At 40.7% G+C, this 25,919-nt stretch carries 21 protein-coding genes; 16 read left to right on the top strand and 5 right to left on the bottom strand.

Going from position 1 to position 25,919, the window contains the following annotated elements:
- The first annotated feature begins 310 nt into the window (after nucleotides 1-310).
- Together NLZ44_RS03875 and NLZ44_RS03870 are read left to right on the top strand one after the other, a co-directional pair.
- Entirely contained in the window at nucleotides 311-5,329 is a 5,019-nt protein-coding gene (locus NLZ44_RS03875; protein WP_493751911.1) for a tetratricopeptide repeat protein, read from the top strand.
- A gap of 136 nt (nucleotides 5,330-5,465) precedes the next feature.
- Complete coding sequence (locus NLZ44_RS03870; RefSeq protein ID WP_493751085.1) at nucleotides 5,466-5,792, top strand: hypothetical protein; 327 nt, start codon at nucleotides 5,466-5,468, stop codon at nucleotides 5,790-5,792.
- Here the strand turns inward: NLZ44_RS03870 and NLZ44_RS03865 are convergent.
- Nucleotides 5,752-6,902 (bottom strand): IS630 family transposase gene (locus NLZ44_RS03865; protein ID WP_493751432.1). Its coding sequence is split into 2 segments (ribosomal slippage): nucleotides 5,752-6,461 and nucleotides 6,461-6,902, totalling 1,152 coding nucleotides; the frame shifts between segments, so codons are not numbered across the junction. The two genes, NLZ44_RS03870 and NLZ44_RS03865, sit on opposite strands and share 41 nt — an antisense overlap.
- Nucleotides 6,903-7,056: 154 nt before the next feature.
- Between NLZ44_RS03865 and NLZ44_RS03860 the strand changes: the two genes are divergently transcribed.
- The 11 genes from NLZ44_RS03860 (at nucleotide 7,057) to NLZ44_RS03810 (ending at nucleotide 20,618) form a co-directional block, all read left to right on the top strand.
- Nucleotides 7,057-11,145, top strand: a complete 4,089-nt coding sequence (locus NLZ44_RS03860; RefSeq protein ID WP_493751910.1) for a hypothetical protein — start codon at nucleotides 7,057-7,059, stop codon at nucleotides 11,143-11,145.
- A gap of 151 nt (nucleotides 11,146-11,296) precedes the next feature.
- Complete coding sequence (locus NLZ44_RS03855) at nucleotides 11,297-12,271, top strand: sulfotransferase (RefSeq protein ID WP_493751909.1); 975 nt, start codon at nucleotides 11,297-11,299, stop codon at nucleotides 12,269-12,271.
- Between the two features lie 130 nt (nucleotides 12,272-12,401).
- Nucleotides 12,402-13,406: an N-acetylneuraminate synthase family protein gene (locus NLZ44_RS03850; RefSeq protein ID WP_493751908.1), complete on the top strand. Its 1,005-nt coding sequence runs from the start codon at nucleotides 12,402-12,404 to the stop codon at nucleotides 13,404-13,406.
- Nucleotides 13,403-14,176 carry a cytidylyltransferase domain-containing protein gene (locus NLZ44_RS03845; protein WP_493751907.1) on the top strand — a complete coding sequence of 258 codons (774 nt, stop codon included), beginning with the start codon at nucleotides 13,403-13,405 and terminating at the stop codon, nucleotides 14,174-14,176. The genes NLZ44_RS03850 and NLZ44_RS03845 overlap by 4 nt, the downstream gene beginning before the upstream one ends.
- Nucleotides 14,177-14,219: 43 nt before the next feature.
- On the top strand, nucleotides 14,220-15,218 hold the full coding sequence (locus NLZ44_RS03840) for an NAD-dependent 4,6-dehydratase LegB (protein ID WP_493751906.1): 999 nt from the start codon (nucleotides 14,220-14,222) through the stop codon (nucleotides 15,216-15,218).
- A 14-nt stretch (nucleotides 15,219-15,232) separates the two neighbouring features.
- A complete protein-coding gene (locus NLZ44_RS03835) occupies nucleotides 15,233-16,408 on the top strand; it encodes a LegC family aminotransferase (protein WP_493751905.1) in 1,176 nt (391 codons plus the stop codon).
- Entirely contained in the window at nucleotides 16,405-17,574 is a 1,170-nt protein-coding gene (neuC, locus tag NLZ44_RS03830; protein ID WP_493751904.1) for a UDP-N-acetylglucosamine 2-epimerase, read from the top strand. Before NLZ44_RS03835 ends, neuC begins: the two co-directional genes overlap by 4 nt.
- Entirely contained in the window at nucleotides 17,564-18,652 is a 1,089-nt protein-coding gene (neuB, locus tag NLZ44_RS03825) for an N-acetylneuraminate synthase (RefSeq protein ID WP_493751903.1), read from the top strand. The genes neuC and neuB overlap by 11 nt, the downstream gene beginning before the upstream one ends.
- Nucleotides 18,653-18,656: 4 nt before the next feature.
- Nucleotides 18,657-19,286, top strand: a complete 630-nt coding sequence (locus tag NLZ44_RS03820; protein ID WP_493751902.1) for an acetyltransferase — start codon at nucleotides 18,657-18,659, stop codon at nucleotides 19,284-19,286.
- Between the two features lie 268 nt (nucleotides 19,287-19,554).
- Nucleotides 19,555-19,923 (top strand): CBS domain-containing protein, encoded by a 369-nt coding sequence (locus tag NLZ44_RS03815; protein ID WP_493751901.1) that lies wholly within the window; start codon nucleotides 19,555-19,557, stop codon nucleotides 19,921-19,923.
- Nucleotides 19,924-19,934: 11 nt separating this feature from the next.
- Nucleotides 19,935-20,618, top strand: a complete 684-nt coding sequence (locus tag NLZ44_RS03810; protein ID WP_493751900.1) for a nucleotidyltransferase family protein — start codon at nucleotides 19,935-19,937, stop codon at nucleotides 20,616-20,618.
- A 155-nt stretch (nucleotides 20,619-20,773) separates the two neighbouring features.
- Here the strand turns inward: NLZ44_RS03810 and NLZ44_RS03805 are convergent, their stop codons facing one another.
- Together NLZ44_RS03805 and NLZ44_RS03800 are read right to left on the bottom strand one after the other, a co-directional pair.
- Nucleotides 20,774-21,736 carry a glycosyltransferase family 2 protein gene (locus tag NLZ44_RS03805; RefSeq protein ID WP_493751899.1) on the bottom strand — a complete coding sequence of 321 codons (963 nt, stop codon included), beginning with the start codon at nucleotides 21,734-21,736 and terminating at the stop codon, nucleotides 20,774-20,776.
- Nucleotides 21,737-22,070: 334 nt separating this feature from the next.
- The gene (locus NLZ44_RS03800; protein WP_493751898.1) at nucleotides 22,071-22,541 is read right to left on the bottom strand and encodes a DUF29 domain-containing protein; all 471 of its coding nucleotides are present in this window, start codon (nucleotides 22,539-22,541) and stop codon (nucleotides 22,071-22,073) included.
- 53 nt (nucleotides 22,542-22,594) lie between these two features.
- Here NLZ44_RS03800 and NLZ44_RS03795 point away from each other — a divergent pair, with 53 nt between their 5' ends.
- On the top strand, nucleotides 22,595-22,732 hold the full coding sequence (locus tag NLZ44_RS03795) for a hypothetical protein (RefSeq protein WP_158536351.1): 138 nt from the start codon (nucleotides 22,595-22,597) through the stop codon (nucleotides 22,730-22,732).
- Between the two features lie 25 nt (nucleotides 22,733-22,757).
- Here NLZ44_RS03795 and NLZ44_RS03790 read toward each other — a convergent pair whose 3' ends face one another.
- Entirely contained in the window at nucleotides 22,758-23,453 is a 696-nt protein-coding gene (locus tag NLZ44_RS03790; RefSeq protein ID WP_493751897.1) for a Uma2 family endonuclease, read from the bottom strand.
- Nucleotides 23,454-23,590: 137 nt separating this feature from the next.
- On the opposite strand from NLZ44_RS03790, the gene NLZ44_RS03785 reads away from it, so the two are divergent.
- Nucleotides 23,591-24,181, top strand: coding sequence for a Uma2 family endonuclease (locus NLZ44_RS03785; RefSeq protein WP_493751896.1), 591 nt, complete (start codon nucleotides 23,591-23,593; stop codon nucleotides 24,179-24,181).
- Between the two features lie 80 nt (nucleotides 24,182-24,261).
- Here NLZ44_RS03785 and NLZ44_RS03780 read toward each other — a convergent pair whose 3' ends face one another.
- Complete coding sequence (locus NLZ44_RS03780; RefSeq protein ID WP_493751895.1) at nucleotides 24,262-25,062, bottom strand: Uma2 family endonuclease; 801 nt, start codon at nucleotides 25,060-25,062, stop codon at nucleotides 24,262-24,264.
- A gap of 139 nt (nucleotides 25,063-25,201) precedes the next feature.
- Here NLZ44_RS03780 and NLZ44_RS03775 point away from each other — a divergent pair, with 139 nt between their 5' ends.
- Complete coding sequence (locus tag NLZ44_RS03775) at nucleotides 25,202-25,792, top strand: Uma2 family endonuclease (protein ID WP_493751894.1); 591 nt, start codon at nucleotides 25,202-25,204, stop codon at nucleotides 25,790-25,792.
- Nucleotides 25,793-25,919: the final 127 nt, after the last annotated feature.

Genomic DNA, 25,919 nt, shown 5'->3' with positions numbered 1-25,919 from the left:
TTGGAAAAATGTCAACTTCCCACTATGTCAAGTTATGAGCGCATGAGTATGGTGCTGGTGAACAGAAATTTTTGGTTTTGGACTTGCACTTTTAGATGAGCATCGTCTATACTGAATTAGGCAAAAAAGGGAACGCCAAGTTGCATCAGCAATAGTATAGTTACCTAACCAAGCCTTGCCCAGGTAACACAGTGCTATCCCTTGTATCCTGGGAATTTAAATTTTCCATTTCCTTTGATCCGGTTACTGACTCCCTAGGGAGAAGATTAAGTCATAAAGTTAAACCTAATTCGATTATCGCATCCTCGTTATGTCTATTAAATCTCCTCGATTCGGGATCACACAGAGTCGCCGCCGAAACACTAGACCACTACAACAACATAGGACAGTGGCAGAAATTCACTGGAAGTTGGGGAGAGCTTTGGCTTTACGAGAAAAATGGTCAGAAGCAGCGATCGAATTGCGACAAGCGATCGCTTTAGACAACGACTGGGTGGAACCTCAGCGAGAGTTAGCTCGGGTTTTGGTGAAGTTATCAGCCTGGGATGAAGCGGCGGGGGTGTTGCGACAAGTAGCGGAAAAGTCCCCAGACGATAGCCAAGTTTGGCACCTGTTGGGGGATGCTTTGACGGGGTCAGAACAATGCTCAGAAGCGGTGGCAGCCTATCAAAATGCGATCGCTCTTGAGCCGGATTTTGTCTGGTCTCATAATAACTTAGGAGATGCGCTGCGACAGTTGGAGCGGTGGTCGGAGGCGGCGGAGGCTTATCAAAATGCGATCGCTTTAAAAGGGGATTTTGTCTGGTCTCATAATAACTTAGGAGATGCTCTCTTCAAGCTAGAAAGATGGTCGGAGGCGGCGGAGGCTTATCAAAATGCGATCGCTTTAGACAAAGACTCACTGATACTTCAGCGAAATTTAGGTAAGGTTTTGGTGAAGTTATCAGCCTGGGAAGATGCGGTGACCCTGTGGCAACAGGTAGCGGAAAAGTCCCCAAACGATAGCGAAGTTTGGCATCTGTTGGGGGATGCTTTGTCGGGGTCAGAACGATGGTCAGAAGCGGTGGCAGCCTATCAAAATGCGATCGGTCTTGATGGGGAGTTCTCTGGCTCTCATAATAACTTAGGGGATGCTCTATTAAAGCTAGAGCGATGGTCAGAAGCGGTGGCAGCCTATCAAAATGCGATCGGTCTTAACCCGGAGTTCTTTTGGTCTCATAATAACTTAGGGGATGCTCTATTAAAGCTAGAGCGATGGTCAGAAGCGGTGGCAGCCTATCAAAATGCGATCGGTCTTAACCCGGAGTTCTTTTGGTCTCATAATAACTTAGGGGATGCTCTATTAAAGCTAGAGCGATGGTCTGAGGCGGCGGAGGCTTATCAAAATGCGATCGCTTGGCGGGATGATTTACCCTGGTCTCACTACAATTTAGCCGAAGCATTGGTCAAGTTGGAGCGGTGGGAAGCAGCAGTTAAGGCTTATAAAAGGGCAATAGAAATTCAGCCTGATTTGCCTTGTATCTATGAAAAGTTAGGGGATGCACTCCGACATCAAGTCCCCCCCAATCTGGAAGAAATTTCTCAGGTTTATTATAAGGCGATCGAAGCCAATCCCGATAACTTACAGATTTATTATAGAGCTTTAGAAGCTAATCCTCAAGATGCCAAAATTTCTTTAATGTTGGCGGATGCTTTCAGAAGTCAAGGTCAGTTAGATCAAGCAGTTACATTTTATAAAAACACTTTACAAATCGCACCAAATAATACTCAATTGCAAATCAATGCTTGGCAAAATCTGGGAGATATTTGGCGTACTGTTGGGCGTTTAGAAGAAGCTGCTAAAGCCTATCAACAGACAGTTAATTTGCATTCAGATGATGCTTGGCATCATTTTAATTTGATTCGGGTTTTACTAGAGTTAAAACGTCTATCAGAAGCAGAAAAGGCTGGTAATATGGCTGTTAGTATTGAGCCTAAATTGACTAATTTTTATCTGAATTGGGGCGTTATTAAAGAAGATAATGTAGGAGTTTATGATACTGTTCAAATTGCAGATAAACCTAAAGTGGCTGTCTGTAGCTGGGAACTGGCTCATAATCCGGCGGGTCGGGTTTATAATCTCGCTCAACTTTATGAAGCGATCGCAGATGTAGAAATTATTGGTAGTATTTTCCCTAAGTATGGAAGAGAAATATGGGAACCGATACGCCATATCTCTATTCCTTGCCATAGTTTCATCGTGGAGGATGAAAGTCAGTTTATTGAACAGGCGATGAACCTAGTATTTGCTCATCCCTATGATATTGTGCATCTTTCCAAACCGCGTATTCCAAATATGATTTTTGGGCTGTTATATAAGTTAGTGTGGAATGCGCGGGTGATTGTTGATATTGATGATGAAGAATTAGCCTTTGTCCAAGCTGAAACTGCCATTCAATTAGAAGATTTGCTCAAATCTCAAGGTCAATTACCTGAGTTCAAGAATTTAATAGATAAAGAATGGACACAAATTGCTGTAGGACTAGCTCAAGAGTTTGATGCAGTCACAGTATCAAATCCGGCTTTAAAACAGGTTTATGGGGGTGAAATCATCCGCCATGCTAGGGATGAAAGGATTTTTCAACCTTTCCCTGAACGCCGGAGTCAAAGTCGGAAAAGGTTGGGTATTTCTGATGATAAGAAGGTGGTGCTGTTTTTCGGCACACCCAGGGAACATAAGGGTTTAGTGGCAACGGCAGAGGCTTTGGCAGATCTGGGGCGTAGAGATGTGGTATTTGCGATCGTGGGTGATTTTCCAGATCCAAGTATGAAAGCCAATTTACAAGAAATTCAGGGCGTAAACTATCTATTTTTGGAGAATCAGCCCTTTGATCAGATTCCTGATGTAGTAGCAGCCGGAGATATCTGTGTTTTATTGCAGGATCAGAAGTCTCCCATTTCACAATTCCAAATTCCAGCCAAGTTATCGGATGCTTTGGCGATGGGGTTAACTGTACTGCTATCTGAGGGAGCAGCAGTGGCAGATATTATTGATTCAGATGCGGTTATGCGAATCACTGAAAAAAATTTAGTAGCTACTCTAAGTCATGTGCTATCCGATGGTGCGGTGGCTCATAGCTGTAGTTATAAGGCTAGAGAACTGTTTACACTGGAATTTAGTCATGCTCAAAATTTAGAGAGGTTGAGGTCGGTTTTAAGTGGACTACGAAAACAGCCGATAAACCAGGTCAAACTACCGGAAAAACTTAACCTGCTATTGAAAAATACTATAGCCGATCCGCTACTTACGTCTTTTTTCCAAAAATATAAGTTCATACAAAGATTTATAGATCACCCAAAAGAGGTAAATAAGGATCATGAAATTCACACAAGAGATGAAACTAATACACATGATGTATACCTATCACATGATAGCCATAAAAAAACTTTTAGTATTTGCATTCCATTTTTCAATGGTTTTAAAACTTTTGATCGCTGTATAAAATCAGTATTACAACAAACTTATGATAGCAAACTTACCGGCAGCATATCAGTTAATGATATTGAGATTATTGTAGTTAACGACAATACATCACTTGAAGCACGGGAGTTTTTAGATGAACGATCGCAGATATATGGTTTTCGAGTAATTCATAATGAAGCAAGACTAGGTTTAACGAAAAACTGGCAGAAAGCTATATCTTCAGGAATAGGAGAAATAAAGACTCTTCTTCATGAGGATGATTGGTATAATCCTGATTGCTTATCAGAAGTTTTTCAGGCTTTTCGCAATGATCCTGATTTAGTGATGGTTGGGACGAATGCCTATCTGGTCAGCGCCACTTGTGAAGAAACATCAACTTTACAAGTGGATCAAAAACGAATCCATCACCCTTGGCAGACAACAAAAACTTTATATTATCAAGATTTTATATCAAATCTTGTCAATAATTATGCGTTAGCTCCATCTACTGTATTTTTGAGTTCAAAACACATAAAATACTTAAATATGTACTACGATAAACGATTTTTATGGTGTCCTGAATTAGATCTATACAAACGCCTAGCTTTGCATTGTACCCAAGGGAAATTTCGATTTGATCATCGACCATTAGTGTCACGTGGAATAAGTAAAACACAATATAGTATAATTAACCGGGATCTTAGAATACAAGATTACTTAACCTTTGGCAATGATATTGATAGTAATCCAAGGATCATACAGAAAATTAAGGATAATTTATTACAAGATATCACTGAATTAATTTATAAGCATATTACTGAAGAGATTATGAAAATTTTTAGTAGGGATCCCCGTAAAATGCGTAGAATACTATTAGATATAAAAAATATTTTTGCGGACGTTAACTTATATAAAATTATAGAGCGTGATCACTCAAGCAAAATAAAATTTATTGAATCTATCTCAAATTTAATAAAAGATAGTCCCGATTTTCCGGTGGCTGAGTTTTTATCTGGAACAGCTATATATAATTGTCTTGTGTCAGCTTATAGTTCTAAACTACATAGATGTATTGACCGTGCAACGATTGAGTCTAAATTACCTCAAAGAGGTAGCCATTTAGATCATGATTTTTACAAGCAAAAAAATTTTATTCTGGAAAGTGAATATTTCAACCAGCCCGTAGTCATGTGTGGTTTTCATCATTCAGGAACCCGTCTTTTAGCTGAATTACTCGAAGCAGTAGGAGTTTTTCAAGTAACCAATAGTTCAACCAAAGAATGGACTCTTATTCAATGGCTCAATATGGGGCTACTACCGGAGTGGAATGATCCACAACTTGCACAAGAATTTATACCAGAAAAAGCTATCGTACCAATAGATAAATCATATTTAGCTTTTCGTCTTGCTCTAGCTGGGTATATTGGTCACAGTCCATGGGGACATAAAGACCCACGTAATTCTATAACTCTTTCAGCTTGGCTTGAGTTGTTTCCAAAAGCCAAAATTATTTATCTAACCCGTGATCCAATTGATATTATTGGAACTTTACCTCAAGATTATGCTCAATATAGTTCTGAGGGAAAACCACCACAGGAGGACTACGAATTTTGGGTTACTTGTCTTGACGCATATAATAAAAAGGCTTATGAAGGCATCCAAAAATCTAAGTATCATGCAGTAGTGAAGTTTGAAGATATGTGCTATAACCCGTTGCAAACTTTAAAGAAAATAGTACAAAAATTAGAACTAGATTGTAGTGTAAATCAAAGCGATTTGGGTCATGTTATGATTAATAAAGATAAGATTGGAATACACAAAAAGTGGCTTTCAGAAGGAAAGCTTAACTATACTGCATTGGAATATATCAACAGCAAATTAGCTTAAAAAAATCATAAATAGAGTTTTGCAATGTATAATCATTACCTTAATAACCAAATTATTCCATTCCATAGTAATAATATGTCATATAACCTAGTGGACCGTTTCGGCTAATTTGCTGCTTTAGTATGCTCCACAAACAGTGACGCTCAAAAACTATCAGGCGATCGCCGAAAACGGACAGCACAAAACAGGCGATCGCGTCAAAAGGACGACACCAAACGGGCGATCGCCGAAAACGGACAGCACAAAACAGGCGATCGCGTCAAAAGGACGACACCAAACGGGCGATCGCCGAAAACGGACAGCACAAAACAGGCGATCGCGTCAAAAGGACGACACCAAACGGGCGATCGCCGAAAACGGACAGCAAGAAACAGGCGATCGCTCCCAACTAACTCTCAGAAAGTGTGGGGGAATTCTGGAGGTCAAGCCATTTCAAAAACCGGATAAAGATGTTTTAATTTGAGGCGGGCATCGCCGGTGGCAAATTTCCAGATTACCCGAGATGCGGTCTGATTTCGCTCTTTTTGCCAGGCTTCTATCTCCCGGTGCAGCGCTTCTTTGGTGGCGATCCTTCGGGCCAAACATTGCTTGGATAAAATACTCAGTTCAATTTCGGCGACATTTAACCAACTGCCATTCCGGGGTGTATGATAAATTTCCAGCCGCCGGGCCAAACGATGGGCTTCGGGAGCCGGAAAAGCCTCATAAAGTGAGGCGATGTTATGGGTATTCAGATTGTCACACACCAGCTTGACTTTTCGAGCATGAGGATAGTCTTCATCTAAAAGTTGACGCACTTCCTCAGCCCAATCTACCCTCGTCCGAGAGTCTCGGTTGCTGACCCGTCGCCAGCCCCGATTGGGATCGAAAAACATGAACAAAGCTTGCACCCCTTCACGGGTATAGTGATAGTCCTCTTTTTTGTCATGTCCGGGTTTCATGGCGACCGCCTCATAGAGATGTCCTCGGAGTTGGATTGAGGCTTCATCCATATTGATTAAAGGCTCCTCTTCACTGTGGACGCTACTGTAGAGGTCGAGAACGACTTCCATTTGAGCCACAAATCTGGCTAAATCTCGTTCGGGAATACAGAATCGTTGGGTTTTCCAAGGTCGCAATTGGTTTTTTTTAGAGTCCGCCACACGGTCGTACAGGAAATTTCGGTGACAATTTGCCGTTTTTTGAGTTCGGATGTTAACAGTCTGAGCGTCCACTGAGCTCTCCCAGATGGGGGGTCCGAACAACACAGGGCAATAATTTGAGCCTCGGTGGCTCCATCTACTTTGGGTGGAGTCGGTGGAGTTTTTCTCGGTTGCCGATTGAGAGCCACTTGTTCCCCTTTTTGAAGGAATCTTTGGCGAATGCGCCCCACTGTATTCTGATGGACTTGTAAAGCTTCTGCTATTTGTTGGTCTGTCCATTTTCTCGGAGCCATTTCTCCTTCATCAGACATCAGCAAAATACGAGCGTGTAGGATTTTTTTGGCGGGTGCATGACCATTTCGACTGATTTGTTCCAGATTTTCTCTCTGTTCGACCGTTAGATAGACTTTATCTCGCCGACCTCTTCCCATAATTGCAGTCCTCCGTCCTCGGTATCTATTACCCTATTTTAGCCGAAACAGTCCACTAGTAGATGCCATACTAAAATGGAACGATTGTCATTTAGGAAAAGATATTTTTGTCGTGGGCAGTTCTTGTCAACTCCTTGACATTAGCCAGCATCAAATGAACAGCCTCAATAACAAGATAGTAATAGGAGGAAACAACACATTTTATAAAGTGCCTTTAACATATCTTTTGTCAGCTTATACTCCTCAAATTATTTTAGGTAGTTTGTATTTGCGTAATTATCAATTAATTAAAATCAACAACAAGAATGAAAATACTTGTGATTTATCTGAGAATTTAATTAAAGAAAAATATAGTGATATCAACGGATTAACACGCCATTTTACCATTCAAAAACCTTATATTATGACCTTAAGAAATCAAGCGCTTGCCATGACACATTTAGCAGTAATAATGGGTGCTAAACGTATAATTTATATAGGAGTAGACCAAACGAACCACGGGTATTTTTGGCAAAAAGAGCAACAAACGCTACAGAATATTCGTCAGGATTTGCACAAAATACAGACTGGGAAGTTCTCTAAATATTACAATATTTTTGATCATAAAGATTATTTTTACAATCAGTATAGATTGCTTAAAGAAGATCCATCATTACAAAATGAAAAGCCATTTTATTACGACTTTACTGATTTATTTAGGTCATATTTTCACGATATGATTAATTTCGGGATAGAACCAATTGCCACATTGAAAGATAGCGTGGTTCATCGCGCAGGAGCTAAACTTTTAAGCATAGAACAAGTATTAGAAACCAAAAATAATCTTGTACTACATAATTTTCAAAAAATCAATAATTCCAATAAATTAAACCATCAAAATCTAATATTTAACAATAATAATACTTTAACTGATATTATGAATCCTGAATATTGGAGTCAATTATACATATCAGGTTATTGTCAGCAAGATCTTGAATCTATTTTTATGTATTTTTTGACTAATAATATTGTTGAAATAATAGATCATCAAGACTTCAACTATCTAATAAACATCATAGCCAAGTTTGAAAATTTACAGGCAAATTATGTATTTTCCATCAGAAAACTTGAATCCATATTATTGGTTCCGCAACCAAGCCAGGTTTTAGCTTTAGCAGTTATGACTTACCTATTAGGTATTCCTTCTATTGCTTTAATACATTTACATGAACTACTAAATAAACATAATATTTATTACATTATAAATAAGGTTATTGAACTAAAACCAATTCCTTTTATCGCTGGTTCAACATCACTATCTAAGTTAAAAAATGACGAATTCTCAAAACAAGATATAATCGTAGTTGTCATTAAAGATAATAACGATTTAAGGATTTTATATGATTTAGATAAAATGAAGTCTAACTTAATAGTTTTATGTGCATCGAAAATAATATATCAAGAAGTTGCATTAATTCAAAAACAATTCTCATCCTCTGTAAAAATCCTAGAAGTCAAAACAAAATTATTAATAAAAAATGCGACTAACTTGCACGATCAATACTACAATTTGGGTTGTGAATTTCAAAGAATGCATTTGTTTACTGAGGCTTCTTATGCTTATCAGTCAGCATTGAAAATTAATTCACAGTCTGCTGAACTCAACTTTCGAGCTGGCTATACTTTGGCAACAACTGATAAGTGGCAAGATGCGATAAATTTCTATGAATTGGCAATTAGTTTAGATTCTGGTCAAGCCAATTGGTACTTTAGACTAGGTATTGCTCATGAAAGATTAAAAAATTGGAAGGAGGCTGCTGAGGCTTATCAGTGTGCTATATCGATTGATAATGATACATTACCCAAAACTGTGCATTATTCTCTTTGGCGTTGTCTTAGTAATTATGGCCAAGAAAATGCAGTGATTCAATCTATTTTTGAATATTTTAAAACTAATGATATTACACAAATTGATAATAGATCATTAGCTGATATTACCAAGATGTTGAAAAAATTTCAAAATATTTCAGAACATCACGCATTTGTTATGAAAGAAATCGAGACAAAATCATTAAATCAAAACAGTATGATTACCTTGGCTATGTTGTCATGGATGTTGAGTATTCCTACAGCAGTTTTAAAATTATTACCAAAATTGGATCAATCCATAATTAGTGAAGCTATCATACAGCAACTAATAAGTATTTGTCCTTTACCGATAACCAGCGAAAGAATACCACGTACAGAATTTTATAGTATTGATATAACTCCAGCGGAAAAGATAGCTGTTATTTTGGAACCTTCCACAGATGTCAAGATTTTGTATGACTTAGCTCTCATGGCAGATCAAATGCTAATCTTGTCTAATAATGCTAAGATTTTGCAGGCAGTACATGGTATTATAGACCAACTACCATGTGAAGTAGACATATTAGAAATTGGTTCAAATTTACCGGTAAACTCTTCATTAGATGTAGCAATAGCAAAAGATTCTGAAGTCATTGCTAGTTATATAACTCAATTTATTTCAGATACTTTTAAAGGACATTCTTTGTATGAAATGATAAATCGCTATGCTCCAGCATTGTCTATTTCATTGGACGATTTGTTATATATCAGGTCTTGTTTTGCTACTAGCCTTATAATGTATTTAAAAAACTTTAACCCTGAAATAATATATTTTATTCACTCTAAAACTGTAATAGTTGATTATATATGCAGCATTTTATTCTCATCATATCCTGAAAAACAATCCTATTTAATTGATACTTCTATTAATCCTAGTTTAAGTCTTATGGAGAATTTATTGCCCACTCATATTAACGACGTTAACAATCACCAATTGTGGGATTTAGCTAATTACTTAAACAACTTTTTTATTACAAACAAACAAAAATTGTGGGATGACATAGAAGATTTCTGTATAGGAGTCATTAGTAATTATGCTCCTTCTGACTTTAGGGTTGCTGGAGTTACTAAGAAAATATTGCAAGCTATTTTGGAACAACATAACTGTCTGGCAATTCAGAGAACAGCTATACCATCGAGACTACAAACAAAAATTACGAGATATATTGCGAATAATTTATCTGACTATAAAGCTAATCATCTTTATACGTTTTTGGGCATGGAAAGTATAGTTAATAAGGCTCAAAATATTGATTTTTATTGGAAGAATATGCTGTACGCTTATTTGATACAAAATATTGATATTAAAAAAGTGAATAATTTGCGAGGTATTCAAATAAACATATTAGGAATTTCATTTTTTTCTAAAGCGCTAATAGAGTTTTTGACAAAAGACTTTTTTGGTATTCTTAATTTTGCTTTTTCTGTAGAAAATACATTAGTGACTAATAAAACTAAAATAAACCGGTTGTTAATGATTTCGGGTGATAGATCGGTATCTTCACGTATTTTTACAATAGCAGCTCAAAATTATCAAATTCCGACTTTTTCCTATGCTTTCTTATTTCATAGCTCTCACCCCAGATATAAAAAGCCTATTACTAACTATATTATTATACCTGATACTTATTTTGCTGATTTTTATGAATCCCACTTTAAGTTAAATAAAAATCAAATGCTTTTAAGTGGCTCTCACATAACATTAAACAAAATTATTGAAGCCAGATATTTTGAGCAAAAACTCCATTTAAATAATTATATAAAAAAGACTGAAAGATCTTATGTGATAGTTTTTGCTACTCAGCAGAAACTTTTTGAGTCTTGTTGTAAGGCCATAATCACTTTAATTGCTGCATGTAAAGGGCTTTCTGTTGAGATTATTATAAAGTTACATCCTGGAGATATGAACAATCAAGATAATTACAGCTTACGAATCAGCCAGCTAGGTGCTTCTGAATGGGTTTGGGTAGATTTGGATCATAACTTAACCGAGGCAATTCTTGCCTCAGATCTAGTTGTCACACTGTTCAGCAATGTTGGAGTAGAAGCGGCTGCCCTCAATCGTAATGTACTATCCATCCAACTGGAGGATGAACCCTTTCCGATTGACCTTGCAGAAGTTGGTGTGGCAATAAGTGCAAAATCAGAAGATGAATTGTATACAATTGTTCCTGAATTACTCCATGGAGGGCTAGCAGCTAAACTCTGTCAAGCTAGGCGTGATTCATATTTTGCTAAAAATCCCCAGATGCTATCAGGAACAGTTGAAGATCGTATTGCAGATTTTGTGATGGCAGGACATGATGCTAACAAGTATTCAGTTTCAGAAATAAATATGATTAAGAATCATTCATGAATATATTGAAATTTTATACAAAAGAATGAGCCAACATATTGCTACTACTAAAATTATTATTTGTAAATAAATTTAAATTTACCGATTTATGCACCTAGCTAGTGTACAATAGTATAGTTAGAAGCAAGCTGATTTTTTCAATAAAAAACAAATGAGAGATTTCTTGATGGTTTCAGGTACAATGAGGTCTGGCACATCTTTCTTGTCTGACTTGTTATATTCACGACATCTGAATATAGCAAGGCATCCAGATATTGCTTTTTCGATGGAAGGAATTCCTATATATCGTAAGATAATGAATATTTTTTGGAGTTATACTGAAAATCAAATCTTACATTATCAGCCATCAAAATCTCCTGTATTTAAGGATGAAGTGTTGTTTCCTGTGATTGGTAAAATATCCAGTGAAGGTGAATTTGTTATCAAAACTTTGCGAGTTATTGAAGAAGATATTTTAGCGGCATGTAATAATTGTAATAATCCCAAAATATTCGGACTCAAGTATACCAATAGTTGGATGGATTATAAGTTATTTTCTAAATATTATCCTACCAAAATTTTGTTGTTAATTCGCGATCCACGCAATGTTTATGCTTCGCATATTATTAGAAAGTTAAATGGCAATTTATTCTGTAGACAAAAGATATTGATTGACATCTTGTCATTATATAAATTCATCAACTTTACTACAAAAGATACGAATGTTAAAGTAATCAAATATGAAGAATTAGTCGCTAATAAGCAGAAAGTTATAGATGATATTTTAAGTTTTATTGGGATTGATAATACAAGTTATGATTATGAAAGTCTATCAAAAAAAGGTATGCTAATAAATAGTTCTTTTTTGAGTATTAAGCCAGGTAAAATTAATACCATAAAAAATGAACAATGCTCCAATAAAAATAAGAATAATTATCAAAATTTTATTGCCCCATATGAAATTGTATTTATAGAGCATATATGTCAACCCATTTTTGAAGAATATGGTTATGAATATCAATATATCCAGGAGCAAGAGTTATTGTATCAAGCATTCGACTTACTTGCTGAACCATTGCTCACACAGATGGAATCATTGGGTTATGATCACTCTATAACCCAAATGATTTCTCTTGAAAAAAATTAAGCTATTAGATAAATAGCTGATTAATTTTAAACCTTATATAGTAGTATTATATATTACGAAATTAAATTAGATCTTTGACAACACAGCGATTGAACATTAAAATTCAACTCAGGAGTTCTATAAAATTTATATGTTGACATCAAAGATGGTTTATGTGGTTGCCGAAATGGCTTGTTCCCACGAAGGGGATACCGCCCGCGCAAAAAAAATTATTGATGGTGCTGGTCAAGCTAATGCCAATGCCATTCAATTTCAGATTTGGTCTGTCGCTGATATGGTGGTACCCCATCATCCAGACTACGAAAAATTAACTCAGATAGAATTGTCCCGTCAAGAGTGGACGGAATTAGCCAAGTATGTTCGGGACAGCTACCCGAAAATGGACATCATTGCTTGCGTTTACGAGCGCAGCAGTGTGGATTTTGCAGAAAGTATTAATTTGGATGCCTACAAAATTCATTCTTCAGATCTATCCAATCCCTATCTAGTTAAGTATGTTGCTGCCACTAACAAGCGCATTGATTTGAGCGTGGGCGCTTCGACTTTGAATGAAATTCAAACAGCAATTGAGTGGATTAGAGAATCCGGAAAAGCTGATATTTGGTTGATGTACGGATATCAAAATTTTCCGACTCCTACAGACGGAATTCATCTTAATTATATGATGAAAATCAAGAAAATGTTTGAGTTACCAATTGGCTATCAAGACCACAGTGATGGAAATAGTCTAGCTGCATTTTTATTGCCAGCAGCAGCAGTGGGTATGGGAGTAGATATCATAGAGAAACACATCACCCACGATCGCTCTTTTAAAGGCATTGATCATGAATCGGCTCTTAACCCAGATGAGTTTGCCAAGTTCGTAGCAATGGTGCGAGAAATTGAGGTTGCTATGGGAGTGGCAACTCCCAAGCCTTTCTCGCCAGAAGAACTGAGGTATAGGAAATATTCTAAAAAAAGCATAGTTGCTTGTCGGGATTTACCCCCCGGAAGTCAAGTGACAGAGGGAGACTTATTGTTTATGCGCGCCGATAAATTAGGTTTGCCTCCCGATCAAGCGCAGTGCATTATTGGTAAAAAAATCAAGGAACCTATAGCAGCCCATCAATTAATTACGGAGGAAGATGTTCTGTGAAAACAGCTATTTTAATTACTGCCCGACTCAAGTCCACTCGTTTACCGATGAAGGTAATTAAGCCCATTTTAGGAAGGCCGATGATTTGTCATATGATAGATAGACTGAAATTGTCTAAACGTCCAGAAAAGATCGTTGTTTGTACCTCTCCTATCTCTCAAGACGATCCTTTGGAAGAAATTGCCAAGCAAGAGTCTATAGATTGCTTTCGAGGTGATCCAGAAGATGTTCTTCAGCGATTGACTGATGCCGCAACTTATTATAATGTTGATACTGTTATCAGTTGCACCGCAGACAATCCTTTTGTCGATCCAGGGTATATTGATAAATTGGTAGATTTTCATATTGAACAAGACAACGATTTTACAAATACTGAAGGATTACCATTTGGAACATTTGCTTACGCCCTTTCCTATCCTGCTATGGTGCGAGCTTGTCAAATAAAAGATGAAATAGATACAGAAGTGTGGGGAGGTTACTTTACTAAAACTGGCTTGTTTAAAGTAGGAACTTTAACTGTGACAGATTTAGAAATCAGAAGACCAGAGCTACGGCTAACAGTAGATACTCCTGAAGATTTTAAGTTGATTGAAAAAATCTTCGAGGCTTTGCACGTCAATGATCGGGTTTTTGGTTTGCGGGATATTGTGAAATTGTGCGATCAAAATTCAGATTGGCTGAAAATAAATGCAAACATTAAACAAAAACCTGAAAAGCCAATCCGTATCAAGTCTCAATCAAGTTTTGGAGATCAGGTAAAATCCGACTAAATGCTCAACGCGATTCTGTTTGATTAGGTTATTTGGGGTGATTATGAAAAAAGTTTTGGTTACTGGTGCCGATGGTTTTATTGGCTCTCACCTGACAGAACAACTAATAAAGCAAGGTTATTCTGTCAAAGCATTTGTTCTCTACAATTCCTTTAACTCCTGGGGCTGGTTGGATCGATCGCCACAAGAAATTTTAGATAACTTAGAGGTGTTTGCTGGCGATATTCGAGATCCACATGGTGTCAAAGAAGCCATGAAAGGCTGTGACACGGTTCTTCACCTGGCCGCTTTAATTGCAATTCCTTACTCTTATCATTCTCCAGCTACTTATGTCGATACAAATATCAAGGGGACACTAAATATAGTTCAGGCAGCCAAAGAGGTAGAAGTTCAAAAAGTGGTACACACTTCTACGAGTGAAGTCTATGGAACCGCTCAATTTGTGCCAATTACAGAAGACCATCCTTTACAAGGACAGTCTCCCTATTCTGCAAGCAAAATTGGAGCCGACCAAATTGCCATGTCATTTTACCGATCTTTTGGTACGCCAGTTTCTATTATTCGCCCATTTAACACTTATGGACCCCGACAGTCGGCTCGGGCTGTCATTCCCACGGTCATTACTCAAATTGCAAATAGACGACGTAAAATCAAGCTGGGAGCATTGCATCCAACCCGAGATTTTAACTACGTTAAAGATACAGTTCACGGGTTTATTAGAATTGCCGAGTCTGAAAAATCTGTAGGAGAAGTGATTAACATCGGTAGTAACTTTGAAATTTCAATTGGTGACACAGTGCGACTGATTGCAGAAGCGATAGGTGTAGAGATAGAAATAGAAACGGATGAGGTTCGTTTGCGTCCCGAGAAAAGTGAAGTGAATCGACTGTGGGCGGATAATACAAAAGCCAAACAGCTTGTTGGTTGGGAACCTCTTTATGGCGGTCGGGAAGGCTTTAAACGCGGTTTGGCAGAAACGGCCGAATGGTTTATGAATTCCGCAAACCTGTTAGGATATAAAAGCGATCGCTATAATATTTGAGGGAGAACCCAAGGGTGGACAAGCTGGAGCGAGATTTTTTGAAGGCTTTACAAAGAGTTTTAGGTAAACCCGATCCATTTATCCCCCTCCATGAACCCGAATTTTTGGGTCATGAGTGGGATAAGGTGAAGGATTGTCTAGATTCTACTTTCGTTTCATCGGTGGGTCAGTATGTGGATAGCTTTGAGGCAATGCTGGCAGAATATACGGGGGCTAAATATGCTGTAGCGGTGGTGAATGGAACCGCAGCACTTCATATTGCCTTACTGTTGGCAGGAGTTAGACCCGGAGACGAGGTTTTAGTGCCGAGTTTATCTTTTGTGGCTACAGCTAATGCCGTGGCTCACTGTGGAGCAATTCCCCATTTCCTGGACAGCGATCCGGTGACTTTAGGTATAGATGCTCACGTGCTAAGGGATTACATCAAGGAGTGCAGTGAGGAACATGAAGGGACAGTCGTTAATCGATTCACTCGACGGCGCATTGCTGCACTGGTTCCGATGCACACCTATGGTCATCCAGTGGATATGCCATCATTGCTTGATGTCCCTATTTGTAATCGTTTGACGGTGGTCGAAGATGCGGCAGAGTCTTTGGGGAGTACCTATCAAGGTCAGCATACAGGCACTTTTGGCAAGTTGGGCATTTTGAGCTTTAATGGTAATAAGGTGATTACAACTGGAGGTGGTGGTGCAATTCTGACAAATGATGCCGATTTAGCTAGGCAAGCCAAACATTTGACAACTACAGCCAAACAGCCTCATCGTTGGGAGTTATTTCACGATCGCATCGCGTGGAATTATCGATTGCCCAACTTGAACGCAGCATTGGGGTGCGCTCAGATGGAACAGTTGCCTGATTTATTGCGACGTAAACGATTGTTGGCGCAGCAATATCAGGAAGTGTTCGCGGATGTTGCCGGACTTGAATTTGTGGGCGAACCGGGAAATAGCCAAAGTAATTACTGGCTGAATACGATTCGCTTAAAGCAGCCCAGTTTGGAAGTGCGCGATCGCTTACTTGCAGTTGCAAATGATGCGGGTTATCAATGTCGTCCCACTTGGACATTGCTTCATAAGCTACCCATGTATGCTGACTGTCCACGTGCTCCCCTACCAATTGCAGAGCAGCTAGAAGCGAGTTTGATCAATGTTCCAAGCAGTGCCAAATTTGGAGGGAGTGGAACATGAACCCTCAGCGCAAAGTCTGCATTGTTACGGGGACTCGTGCCGAGTACGGTTTGCTCTACTGGCTGATGAAAGAAATTGCTGATGATCCCGACCTGGAATTACAAATCATCGCCACAGGGATGCACCTTTCCCCTGAGTTTGGCTTGACTTATCAGCAAATTGAGGCTGATGGTTTCGCCATTGATGCCAAGGTGGAAATGTTGCTATCATCTGATTCGCCTGTGGGAATTGCTAAATCTATTGGTTTGGGAACGATTGGCTTTGCCGATACTTTGGAGCGATTGCACCCTGATATTTTAGTATTGTTGGGCGATCGCTTTGAAATTTTAGCTGCAGCTCAAGCTGCTATGGTAGCTCGAATTCCCATGGCTCACATACATGGTGGAGAAACTACAGAAGGAGCTTTCGATGAAAGTATCCGCCATGCCATTACAAAATTTTCTCAATGGCATTTTGTTGCTGCGGAACCTTATCGCAAGCGGGTCATTCAACTTGGAGAATCGCCCGATCGCGTCTTTAACTTCGGGTCGCCCGGACTCGATCATCTTCAATATATGGACTGGCTCGATCGCCCGAGTTTAGAAAAGTTATTGGGGATGACATTGCAACCACCTGTTTTTCTCGTGACTTATCATCCCGTCACCCTTGAGGAAGAATCCCCATCCCTTGCCATGCAGGAGTTGTTAACATCTCTCGAAGGCTTTCCCAAAGCAACAGTAATTTTGACCTATCCTAATGCAGATACAGGGGGAAGAATTTTGATCGATCAGATAGATAATTGGGTGAGGAAAAATCAGCATAGAGCTAAGGCATTTGTGTCTCTAGGTCAGCAACGCTATTTAAGCCTGATGCGTGAAGCTGATGTAATTATCGGCAACTCCTCCAGTGGATTAACTGAAGCTCCCGCTTTAAAAAAGCCAACAATCAACCTCGGCGATCGCCAAAAGGGTCGCCTCAAAGCCGAATCTGTCATCGACTCTTTAGAACGCAGCGCAGATATTATTGCAGCAATTCACAAAGTCCTATCTGATCAATTTCAAGTTATACTACCCTCAGTAAAATCATACTATGGTTCAGGCTATGTGAACCGCAGAGTTAAAGAAAAACTTAAAACTGTAATCTATCAAGCCCCAAAATCTTTCTTTGACATTGAACATGGTTTTTAACCAATCCACATTTATCATTGCAGAAGCAGGTGTTAACCACAACGGCGATCGCAATCTTGCCAAGCAACTGATTGATATCGCTGCTGATGCGGGTGCAGATGCAGTTAAATTTCAAACTTTCCAATCCGAAAAACTAGTTAGTCGTCATGCTCCTAAAGCCGAGTATCAAACTCAAACGACGGATCGCACAGAAAGTCAATTAGACATGATCCGGAAGCTAGAACTGAGCCAATCAGACCACGAGGTTCTAATTGATCATGCTAAGACACGGGGCATTACTTTTCTTTCAACGCCCTTTGATGTTCCCAGTTTGCATCTGCTCACCCAGAAGTTGGGCTTGCAAACTATCAAAATTCCATCAGGGGAAATTACCAACGCTCCTTTCTTATTGGCGATCGCTCGTTCTGCAAAAAATGTGATTTTATCGACTGGTATGAGTACCTTGGCAGAAGTTGAAGCTGCCTTGGGAGTGTTAGCATTTGGCTTTACCACCCCTGAAGACAATATCCCCAAACGAGGGGACTTTGAACGGGCTTTTGCTTCAGAGCAGGGTCAACAGCATTTACAGGAGCGTGTCGCTCTGTTACACTGTACAACTGAATACCCAGCTCCCTTTGATGAAGTGAATTTACGGGCGATGGATACTCTTGCTTCAGCTTTTGGTCTTCCCTTAGGCTATTCAGACCACACTCCTGGCATTCATATCTCCCTTGCTGCCGTCGCACGGGGAGCTAAAATTATTGAAAAGCATTTTACGAGCGATCGCGCTCTTCCCGGCCCAGACCATCAAGCTTCTTTAGAACCAGAAGAATTACGGCAACTGGTTAAGACAATTCGAGAAGTGGAACAGGCATTAGGTGATGGCATCAAACGCCCCACTGCTTCCGAATGGAAAAATCGGGATGTAGCCCGTAAAAGTTTGGTAGCAGCAAAGACAATCAGAAAGGGGGAAACCTTGAAAGAAGAACATTTGACTGGCAAGCGTCCCGGAACAGGTATTTCTCCCATGTTGCACTGGGAAATCCTTGGTAAAATCGCGAAAAAAACTCATCAAATCGACGAACCTTTAGATGTGTAATTTTATGTATATCTTGGGGGGAGGAGGACATGGAAAAGTAGTTATAGATGCACTCCTTAGAAAAGGGGTAAAAGTGACGGGTATTCTTGATGCTAAAATTAAACCATCCGCTCAGATATTAGGAGTTCCAGTATTGGGAGGAGATGAATATTTGGACACGATATCAATTTCACGAACAAGTTTGGTGAATGGAGTCGGTGCCAATCCGAAAACGGCGACTCGAAAAAAATTATTCTCCGCAATGAAATTGAGAGGTTTTCAGTTCGATTCTGTGATCCATCCTCAAGCCATTGTTAGCAATTTTGTAGAAATTGGTGAAGGTTGTCAGATTATGGCTGGGGCTGTGGTTCAATGCGGAGTCAAACTAGATAATAATATTGTCATCAATACACGTGCAAGCATCGATCATGATTCCATAATTGAATCTCATGCCTTCATTGCACCTGGAGTAACCATCTGTGGAAATGTCAAAGTTAATTCCTCTGCGTTCATTGGCGCAGGTGCAGTTATACTGCCCGGTGTCAGTATAGGACGCAATTCTGTTGTGGGTGCTGGGGCATTGGTGAAAAAATCTGTTCCAACTGCTTGGATCGTAGCTGGCAATCCGGCTGTTAAAATTGGAATCAATGAGTAACAAAAAAAGTTGATAGATAGAATATTTTGTCTGTCCTAAAAACTTGTGCAAGCCGAATGAATAGATCGAGACTCTTAGGCAATAATTGAAAAAACTGTATTTTAATTTTGTTGGTTTGCCCTACATTTTTCAGGTATTTCTTGAGAAGAAGATATCCCGCCTAAAACTGGAACCTATGTCGGTTTTGGTACGTCCCTTATTATAGGGTTCTCGAATTACTTGTTGTGACTGCTGTTCCGAGAACAATTTTAAAGAGAGGAAAATCATCATGGCTCATATGCAAGACTTATTCATATCTCCCAATGAATCAATTGGCGATGCGATCGCTAAAATCAATCAAAACGCTAAAGGAATAGTCTTGGTAGTTGATGAACAAAAACATTTGATTGCTACCATCACTGATGGCGATATTCGTCGCTGTATAATTTCAGGTATCAATTTAGAAGAACCTCTTACATCCTTAATAGAGTCAAAAACAAGTGAGCCAATAACTGCATCAGTTGGCAGTTCAGAGTCACATATTCTGAATTTAATGACAGAAAATGATGTTCGTCAAATTCCCATCGTAGATGTAGAAGGAAAGGTTGTAGACATTGCTTTGCTTAGTGATTTATTCAAAATTATAAGTTACCTCTAACTGCGGTCATCATGGCAGGTGGTTTTGGAACTAGATTAAGACCACTAACCAATAATATACCTAAACCAATGCTGCCTTTAGGGGATAAACCTATTTTAGAAATAATTATCGAACAACTGCGTAAGGCAGGAATTCATCGGTTAAATATTACCACTCATTATCTAGAGGAAGTTATTACCCAACATTTTGGTGACGGTAAAAGTTTTGGCGTTGATATTGAATACGTCAAAGAAGAACAACCTCTCGGCACGGCAGGATCCTTGAGCTTACTAAAACCACCTCAAGAACCATTGCTGGTGATGAATGGTGATATTGTCACAAAGCTTGACTTTCGCGCTCTGCTGGATTACCATCGCGAACAGGGAGCTGATATGACGGTAGGAGTCAAACAAGAAGAATTCCAAATTCCCTATGGCGAAGTAGAACTTGATGGAGTATTAATTACAGGAATTACAGAAAAGCCAATTAAACGCTATTTTATTAATGCAGGCATTTACTTACTTAATCCTGATGTTTGTCAGCAAATTCCTCATAATGAATTCTATGATATGCCATCTCTAATCCAAAAATTAATCTCTCAAGGAGGCAAGGTTGTTAGCTTCCCCATCCATGAGTATTGGTTAGATGTTGGCAAGCATCCAGATTACCAAAAGGCTATGGATGATTTTACTCATGAAACTAGCATCAGTACATAAATCAGATTTTTTGATATGCAACTTTCATGATTATTATACCAAGACAATGACAAGAATCAAGATTTGGGATAATTTGGATTTTATATAGAGGTTGATTTTAACTGAAATAATTAACAGATTATAATTTAATAGGGTGTCCTAATTAGATTTGGTCATCATGGACTTTCTACCACTCTATAAATCAAATTCTGCCAATCCGGTAAATCTGTCAAAAAACCAATATCCCAACTCTGACCATTCTGCACGGAAAACTTTTTAAAGCACCCCACCCAGTCGGCAATAGTCTCGATTCGATAGTAAGGGGTATATTCCCAAGAGCGATTTAAAAAATCAGCCATGTCAGCATACAAGCCCTTATCATAGTGATACCAAGCCAGCCATACCAGAGTATGATAGCGCACAGAACTCTCGATCGCTCGGATGGACTGGGGTAAATCTTGATGAGCAAAAAACTTATCTAGTACCCTCACTACACAATCAGCCTGAGTTTTCGCGTTTCTGGTGGTGTTCCCCCCATACCGACGATAACCCACGGCAACCCGCGGCCACCAAGTCGCCTCACACCCCATCAAGGCTAAACGCAAGACTAAATCGACATCGTGGGATTGTCGTAACTCCCCATCAAAACCCCCCGCCTTTTCTAGGGAATTCTTTGTGACTAATAAGCCACTGGTTTTGATGGGTTTATACATTAACCAACTCTCTAAGGTGAGTTCAGGAACCTGATGCCAAGGTTCGACATCAATGATTTGATTACGGAGTTCATCGACAATGCGCCATCCGGTCTGGACGATCGCTAAATTAGGCTGTTGGTCAAATAAACTCACCTGTTGTGCTAACTTTTCTGGTAACAGCCAAAAATCATCGGCATCTAAAAAAGCAATTAACTCCCCCTTGGCTTGTTGAATCCCCAAATTCCGAGCTACAGCAGAACCTTGATTTTCCTGGTGAAAATATCTAATTTTATCCCCTAATGATGCGACTACTTGGGAGGTTCCATCTGTGGAACCATCATCAACAAGGATGATTTCATAGTCTTGATAGGTTTGGCTTAAAACACTGTCGATCGCTTCCCCTAAAAAGCGATCGCCATTATAAACGGGAATAATTACACTCACCCTCGGATGTTGATTCAGATTCCGCCTCCTAGTGACTCACAATTAGACTGCAATTATAACACAGGCAACAGGCCAGTTATCCTTCTATACAGGTTGTTCAGAAATCGTGCTAAACATTACCCTCACCCTAAATCTGGATCCCAGGTGGGCAGAGGGACTTTGACAGCCTATTGCATAATTACTGAAAAGGTTGTAAGCGATCGCCTAGGGTCTGCCTAGCACATATCGCCTATCGCCGCCAGACAACAAATAGGAACTGCCGACAATTTTTGAGAGAATGCGATCGCCGCCGAGGGGATAGCGGTTTCTTTTTCATGAAATCATGTAATTTTCATCAGCTTAACTGATGATTTGGATACCATTTATCATCCAATAATTGTTCAAAATTATAAGGGCAATTAGCCGGAAATATACTTTGAGATAAACCCGTTTTTTTGCTTACGAAACTTACCGCGACATGATAGATAGAGTCCAATTGGAGAATCAGCTTATTTTGCAAACTGGCGGTCAGTTCATGAATCAAATCATCTCGAAACGCAATTATTTCTGATTGCCAATGCCGACAGTTGCGCTCGTATTCTTGCTCCCAGTATTCCAATAACAGAAGATGGATGATGATTTGTCGCAACCGACTTCTGGCTTGATTAAATTGACTCCTACCCCAACTTTCCAACTCCTCAATTAAGCCGTCTAAATCCAAATATCGGAAGTCTTCTGCTTTTAACAATTCTACGGTTTTTTGCAACCATAAATAACTGTCGGTTTGATACAAGTCTTGCAGTTGATTGTTGAGGGCATTTTTCATATTGTTTCCCCATATCCGAATGGTCGCCCTTGATTGGCGATCGCATCCTTAATGTGAAATCATGTTACCATAAGATTGACAACATAGCGCCGACCGGATCGCAGGTTTCAACAAGCACCGATGCCGGTGCTACCATGGGAGGCATTGGCATGGTGAAAAAGCGATCGCCTCACCCCACCTCGGAATTATAACACAGGCAACAAGCCAGTTCTACTTCTATAAGCGATCGCCATCAATCCCCGCTTCCCGCAACAACATCTCCAACCTTTTAGTCTTTCGGCGCTCCTCTTCCAACTCGGCGGTCACTTGTTCGGCTCGCGATCGCTCCTGTTGTAATTGTTGCTCGATTTCCAGGGGAGAAGAAAACGGCTGACCCTGGGGATTATAAAGTGTTAAAGTCTCCTCGGACAACTCAAATCGAACTTGCAGGCGGGGACTCACCCAATTCTGCATTTCCTCAATCATAGCCAGACGATCGCCCGAACGGATACACCCGCTCAAATCATTGTTTTCCGGGTCATAAATATAATATTCCTCCACCCCATAGCGATCGTAAAATAACAACTTCCGAGTCAGTTCTCCCGGTCGGTTCCCCGGAGACAGAATTTCAAACACGACCTGGGGGGCGATCGCCTTTTCTTTCCACTGTTGGTAAGAACCCCGGTCTCCCTTCTCCACCCCAAACACAACCATAACATCCGGCGCTTGGCGTATCTTATTATTCCCTTCCACCGGATACCAGAGTAAATCCCCCGCCACAAACACATCCGCCTGTAGGGCAAATAACCACGCCAGATTGTGATATATGGTCATAATCCAGCGAAACTGAATCGTATTCTCGGCCATCGGTTTACCGTCAGAATCAGGATAGATAATTTCGTGCTGAGTTGCGATTTTTGGCTGAGAAACCATTGCTCATCTCCCTATCAACTCATCTGGTGTTTCCCCTCTCTGGGAATATGATAACCCAATCCTAAGCAAATGCCAGCATTTCCCATCCCTGTGAGTTACCATCAACAATATCCGCCCACATTCCCGGAGGAAATCTGATGCACAGCACCCTCACGCTGCAACTCCCCCCTTCCACGGTTCTCCACGTCACCCTGGAACAATTCCAGGCGATCGCCGCCGCCAACCCCGATTTAAGATTGGAACGCACAGCCACAGGAGAATTGATTGTGAACCCACCCACCGGAAGCGAATCAAGCCAAAAAAATAGCAGATTGACAACCCAACTGGGAATTTGGGTGGAAGCCCACGAAGAGTTGGGTGTTACCTTCGACTCTTCCGGGGGATTTATCCTCCCCAATGGTGCGATCCGTTCCCCTGATGCTTCTTGGGTGAGTCGCCCCCGTTGGGAAGCACTGACACCCGATATGCGTCGCGGTTTCGCTCCTTTATGTCCTGACTTCGTGGTGGAATTGCGATCGCCTACCGATAGCTTATCCCTACTGCGAGAAAAGATGGGGGAATATTTGGAAAATGGAGCCCGACTGGGATGGTTGATTGACCCCCAAAATCGACGGGTAGAAATCTACCGCCCCGGACAAGAAATCGAAGTTTTGCAGCCTCCCACAGAACTCTCAGGCGGCGATGTCTTGCCGGGATTTGTTTTGAGACTTAATCGGATTTGGGGATGAGAATTGCCTGGCTTTTTTAGTAGAGCGATCGCCTCACCCCACCCCTGAATTATAACACAGGCAACAAGCCAGTTATACTTCTATAAGCGATCGCCATCAATCCCCGCTTCCCGCAACAACATCTCCAACCTTTTAGCCTTTCGGCGCTCCTCTTCCAACTCGGCGGTCACTTGTTCGGCTCGCGAGCGCTCCTCTTCCAACTCGGCGGTCACTTGTTCGGCTCGCGATCGTTCCTGTTCGGCTCGCGAGCGCTCCTCTTCCAACTCGGCGGTCACTTGTTCGGCTCGCGAGCGCTCCTGTTGTAATTGTTGCTCGATTTCCAGGGGAGAAGAAAACGGCTGACCCTGGGGATTATAAAGTGTTAACGTCTCCTCGGACAACTCAAATCGAACTTGCAGGCGGGGACTCACCCAATTCTGCATTTCCTCAATCATAGCCAGACGATCGCCCGAACGGATACACCCGCTCAAATCATTGTTTTCCGGGTCATAAATATAATATTCCTCCACCCCATAGTGTTCGTAAAATAACAACTTCCGAGTCAGTTCTCCCGGTCGGTTCCCCGGAGACAGAATTTCAAACACGACCTGGGGGGCGATCGCCTTTTCTTTCCACTGTTGGTAAGAACCCCGGTCTCCCTTCTCTACCCCAAACACCACCATAACATCGGGCGCTTGGCGTATCTTATTATTCCCTTCCACCGGATACCAGAGTAAATCCCCCGCCACAAACACATCCGCCTGTAGGGCAAATAACCACGCCAGATTGTGATATATGGTCATAATCCAGCGAAACTGAATCGTATTCTCGGCCATCGGTTTACCGTCAGAATCAGGATAGATAATTTCATGCTGAGTTGCTATTTTTGGCTGAGAAACCATTGCTCATCTCCCTCTCAACTCATCTGGTGTTTCCCCTCTCTGGGAATATGATAACCCAATCCTAAGCAAATGCCAGGATTTCGGAGCATCTGGCAAGTTACCATCAAGAATATCCGCCCACATTCCCGGAGGAAATCTGATGCACAGCACCCTCTCCCTGCAACTCCCCCCTTCCACGGTTCTCCACGTCACCCTGGAACAATTCCAGGCGATCGCCGCCGCCAACCCCGATTTAAGATTGGAACGCACAGCCACAGGAGAATTGATTGTGAACCCACCCGCAGGGAGCGAATCGGGAAAAAGAAATTTTAGCTTGACAACCCAACTGGGAATTTGGGTGGAAGCCCACCCGGAATTGGGGGAAGGGTTCGACTCCTCGACCGGATTTATCCTGCCCAATGGTGCGATCCGTTCCCCTGATGCTTCTTGGGTGAGTCGCCCCCGTTGGGAAGCACTGACACCCGATATGCGTCGCGGTTTCGCTCCTTTATGTCCTGACTTCGTGGTGGAATTGCGATCGCCTAGCGATAGCTTATCGGTACTGCGAGAAAAAATGGGGGAATATTTGGAAAATGGAGCCCGACTGGGATGGTTGATTGACCCCCAAAATCGACGGGTAGAAATCTACCGCCCCGGACAAGAAATCGAAGTTTGGCAGGAGCCCACAGAACTCTCAGGCGGCGATGTCTTGCCGGGATTTGTTTTGAGACTTAATCGGATTTGGGGATGAGAATTGCCTGGCTTTTTTAGTAGAGCGATCGCCCCATGTATTTTTTGCCGGGAAAATCACCGTGATTAAGACATCATTTATTTTACAGCAGAATCCGTGAAATCACCAGGGGAATTGGTGCATAATC

The sequence above is a fragment of the Arthrospira sp. PCC 9901 genome (genome assembly GCF_059013425.1).
The sequence above is the reverse complement of the archived record's forward strand: the minus strand, read 5'-3'. Positions and strand labels throughout refer to the sequence as shown.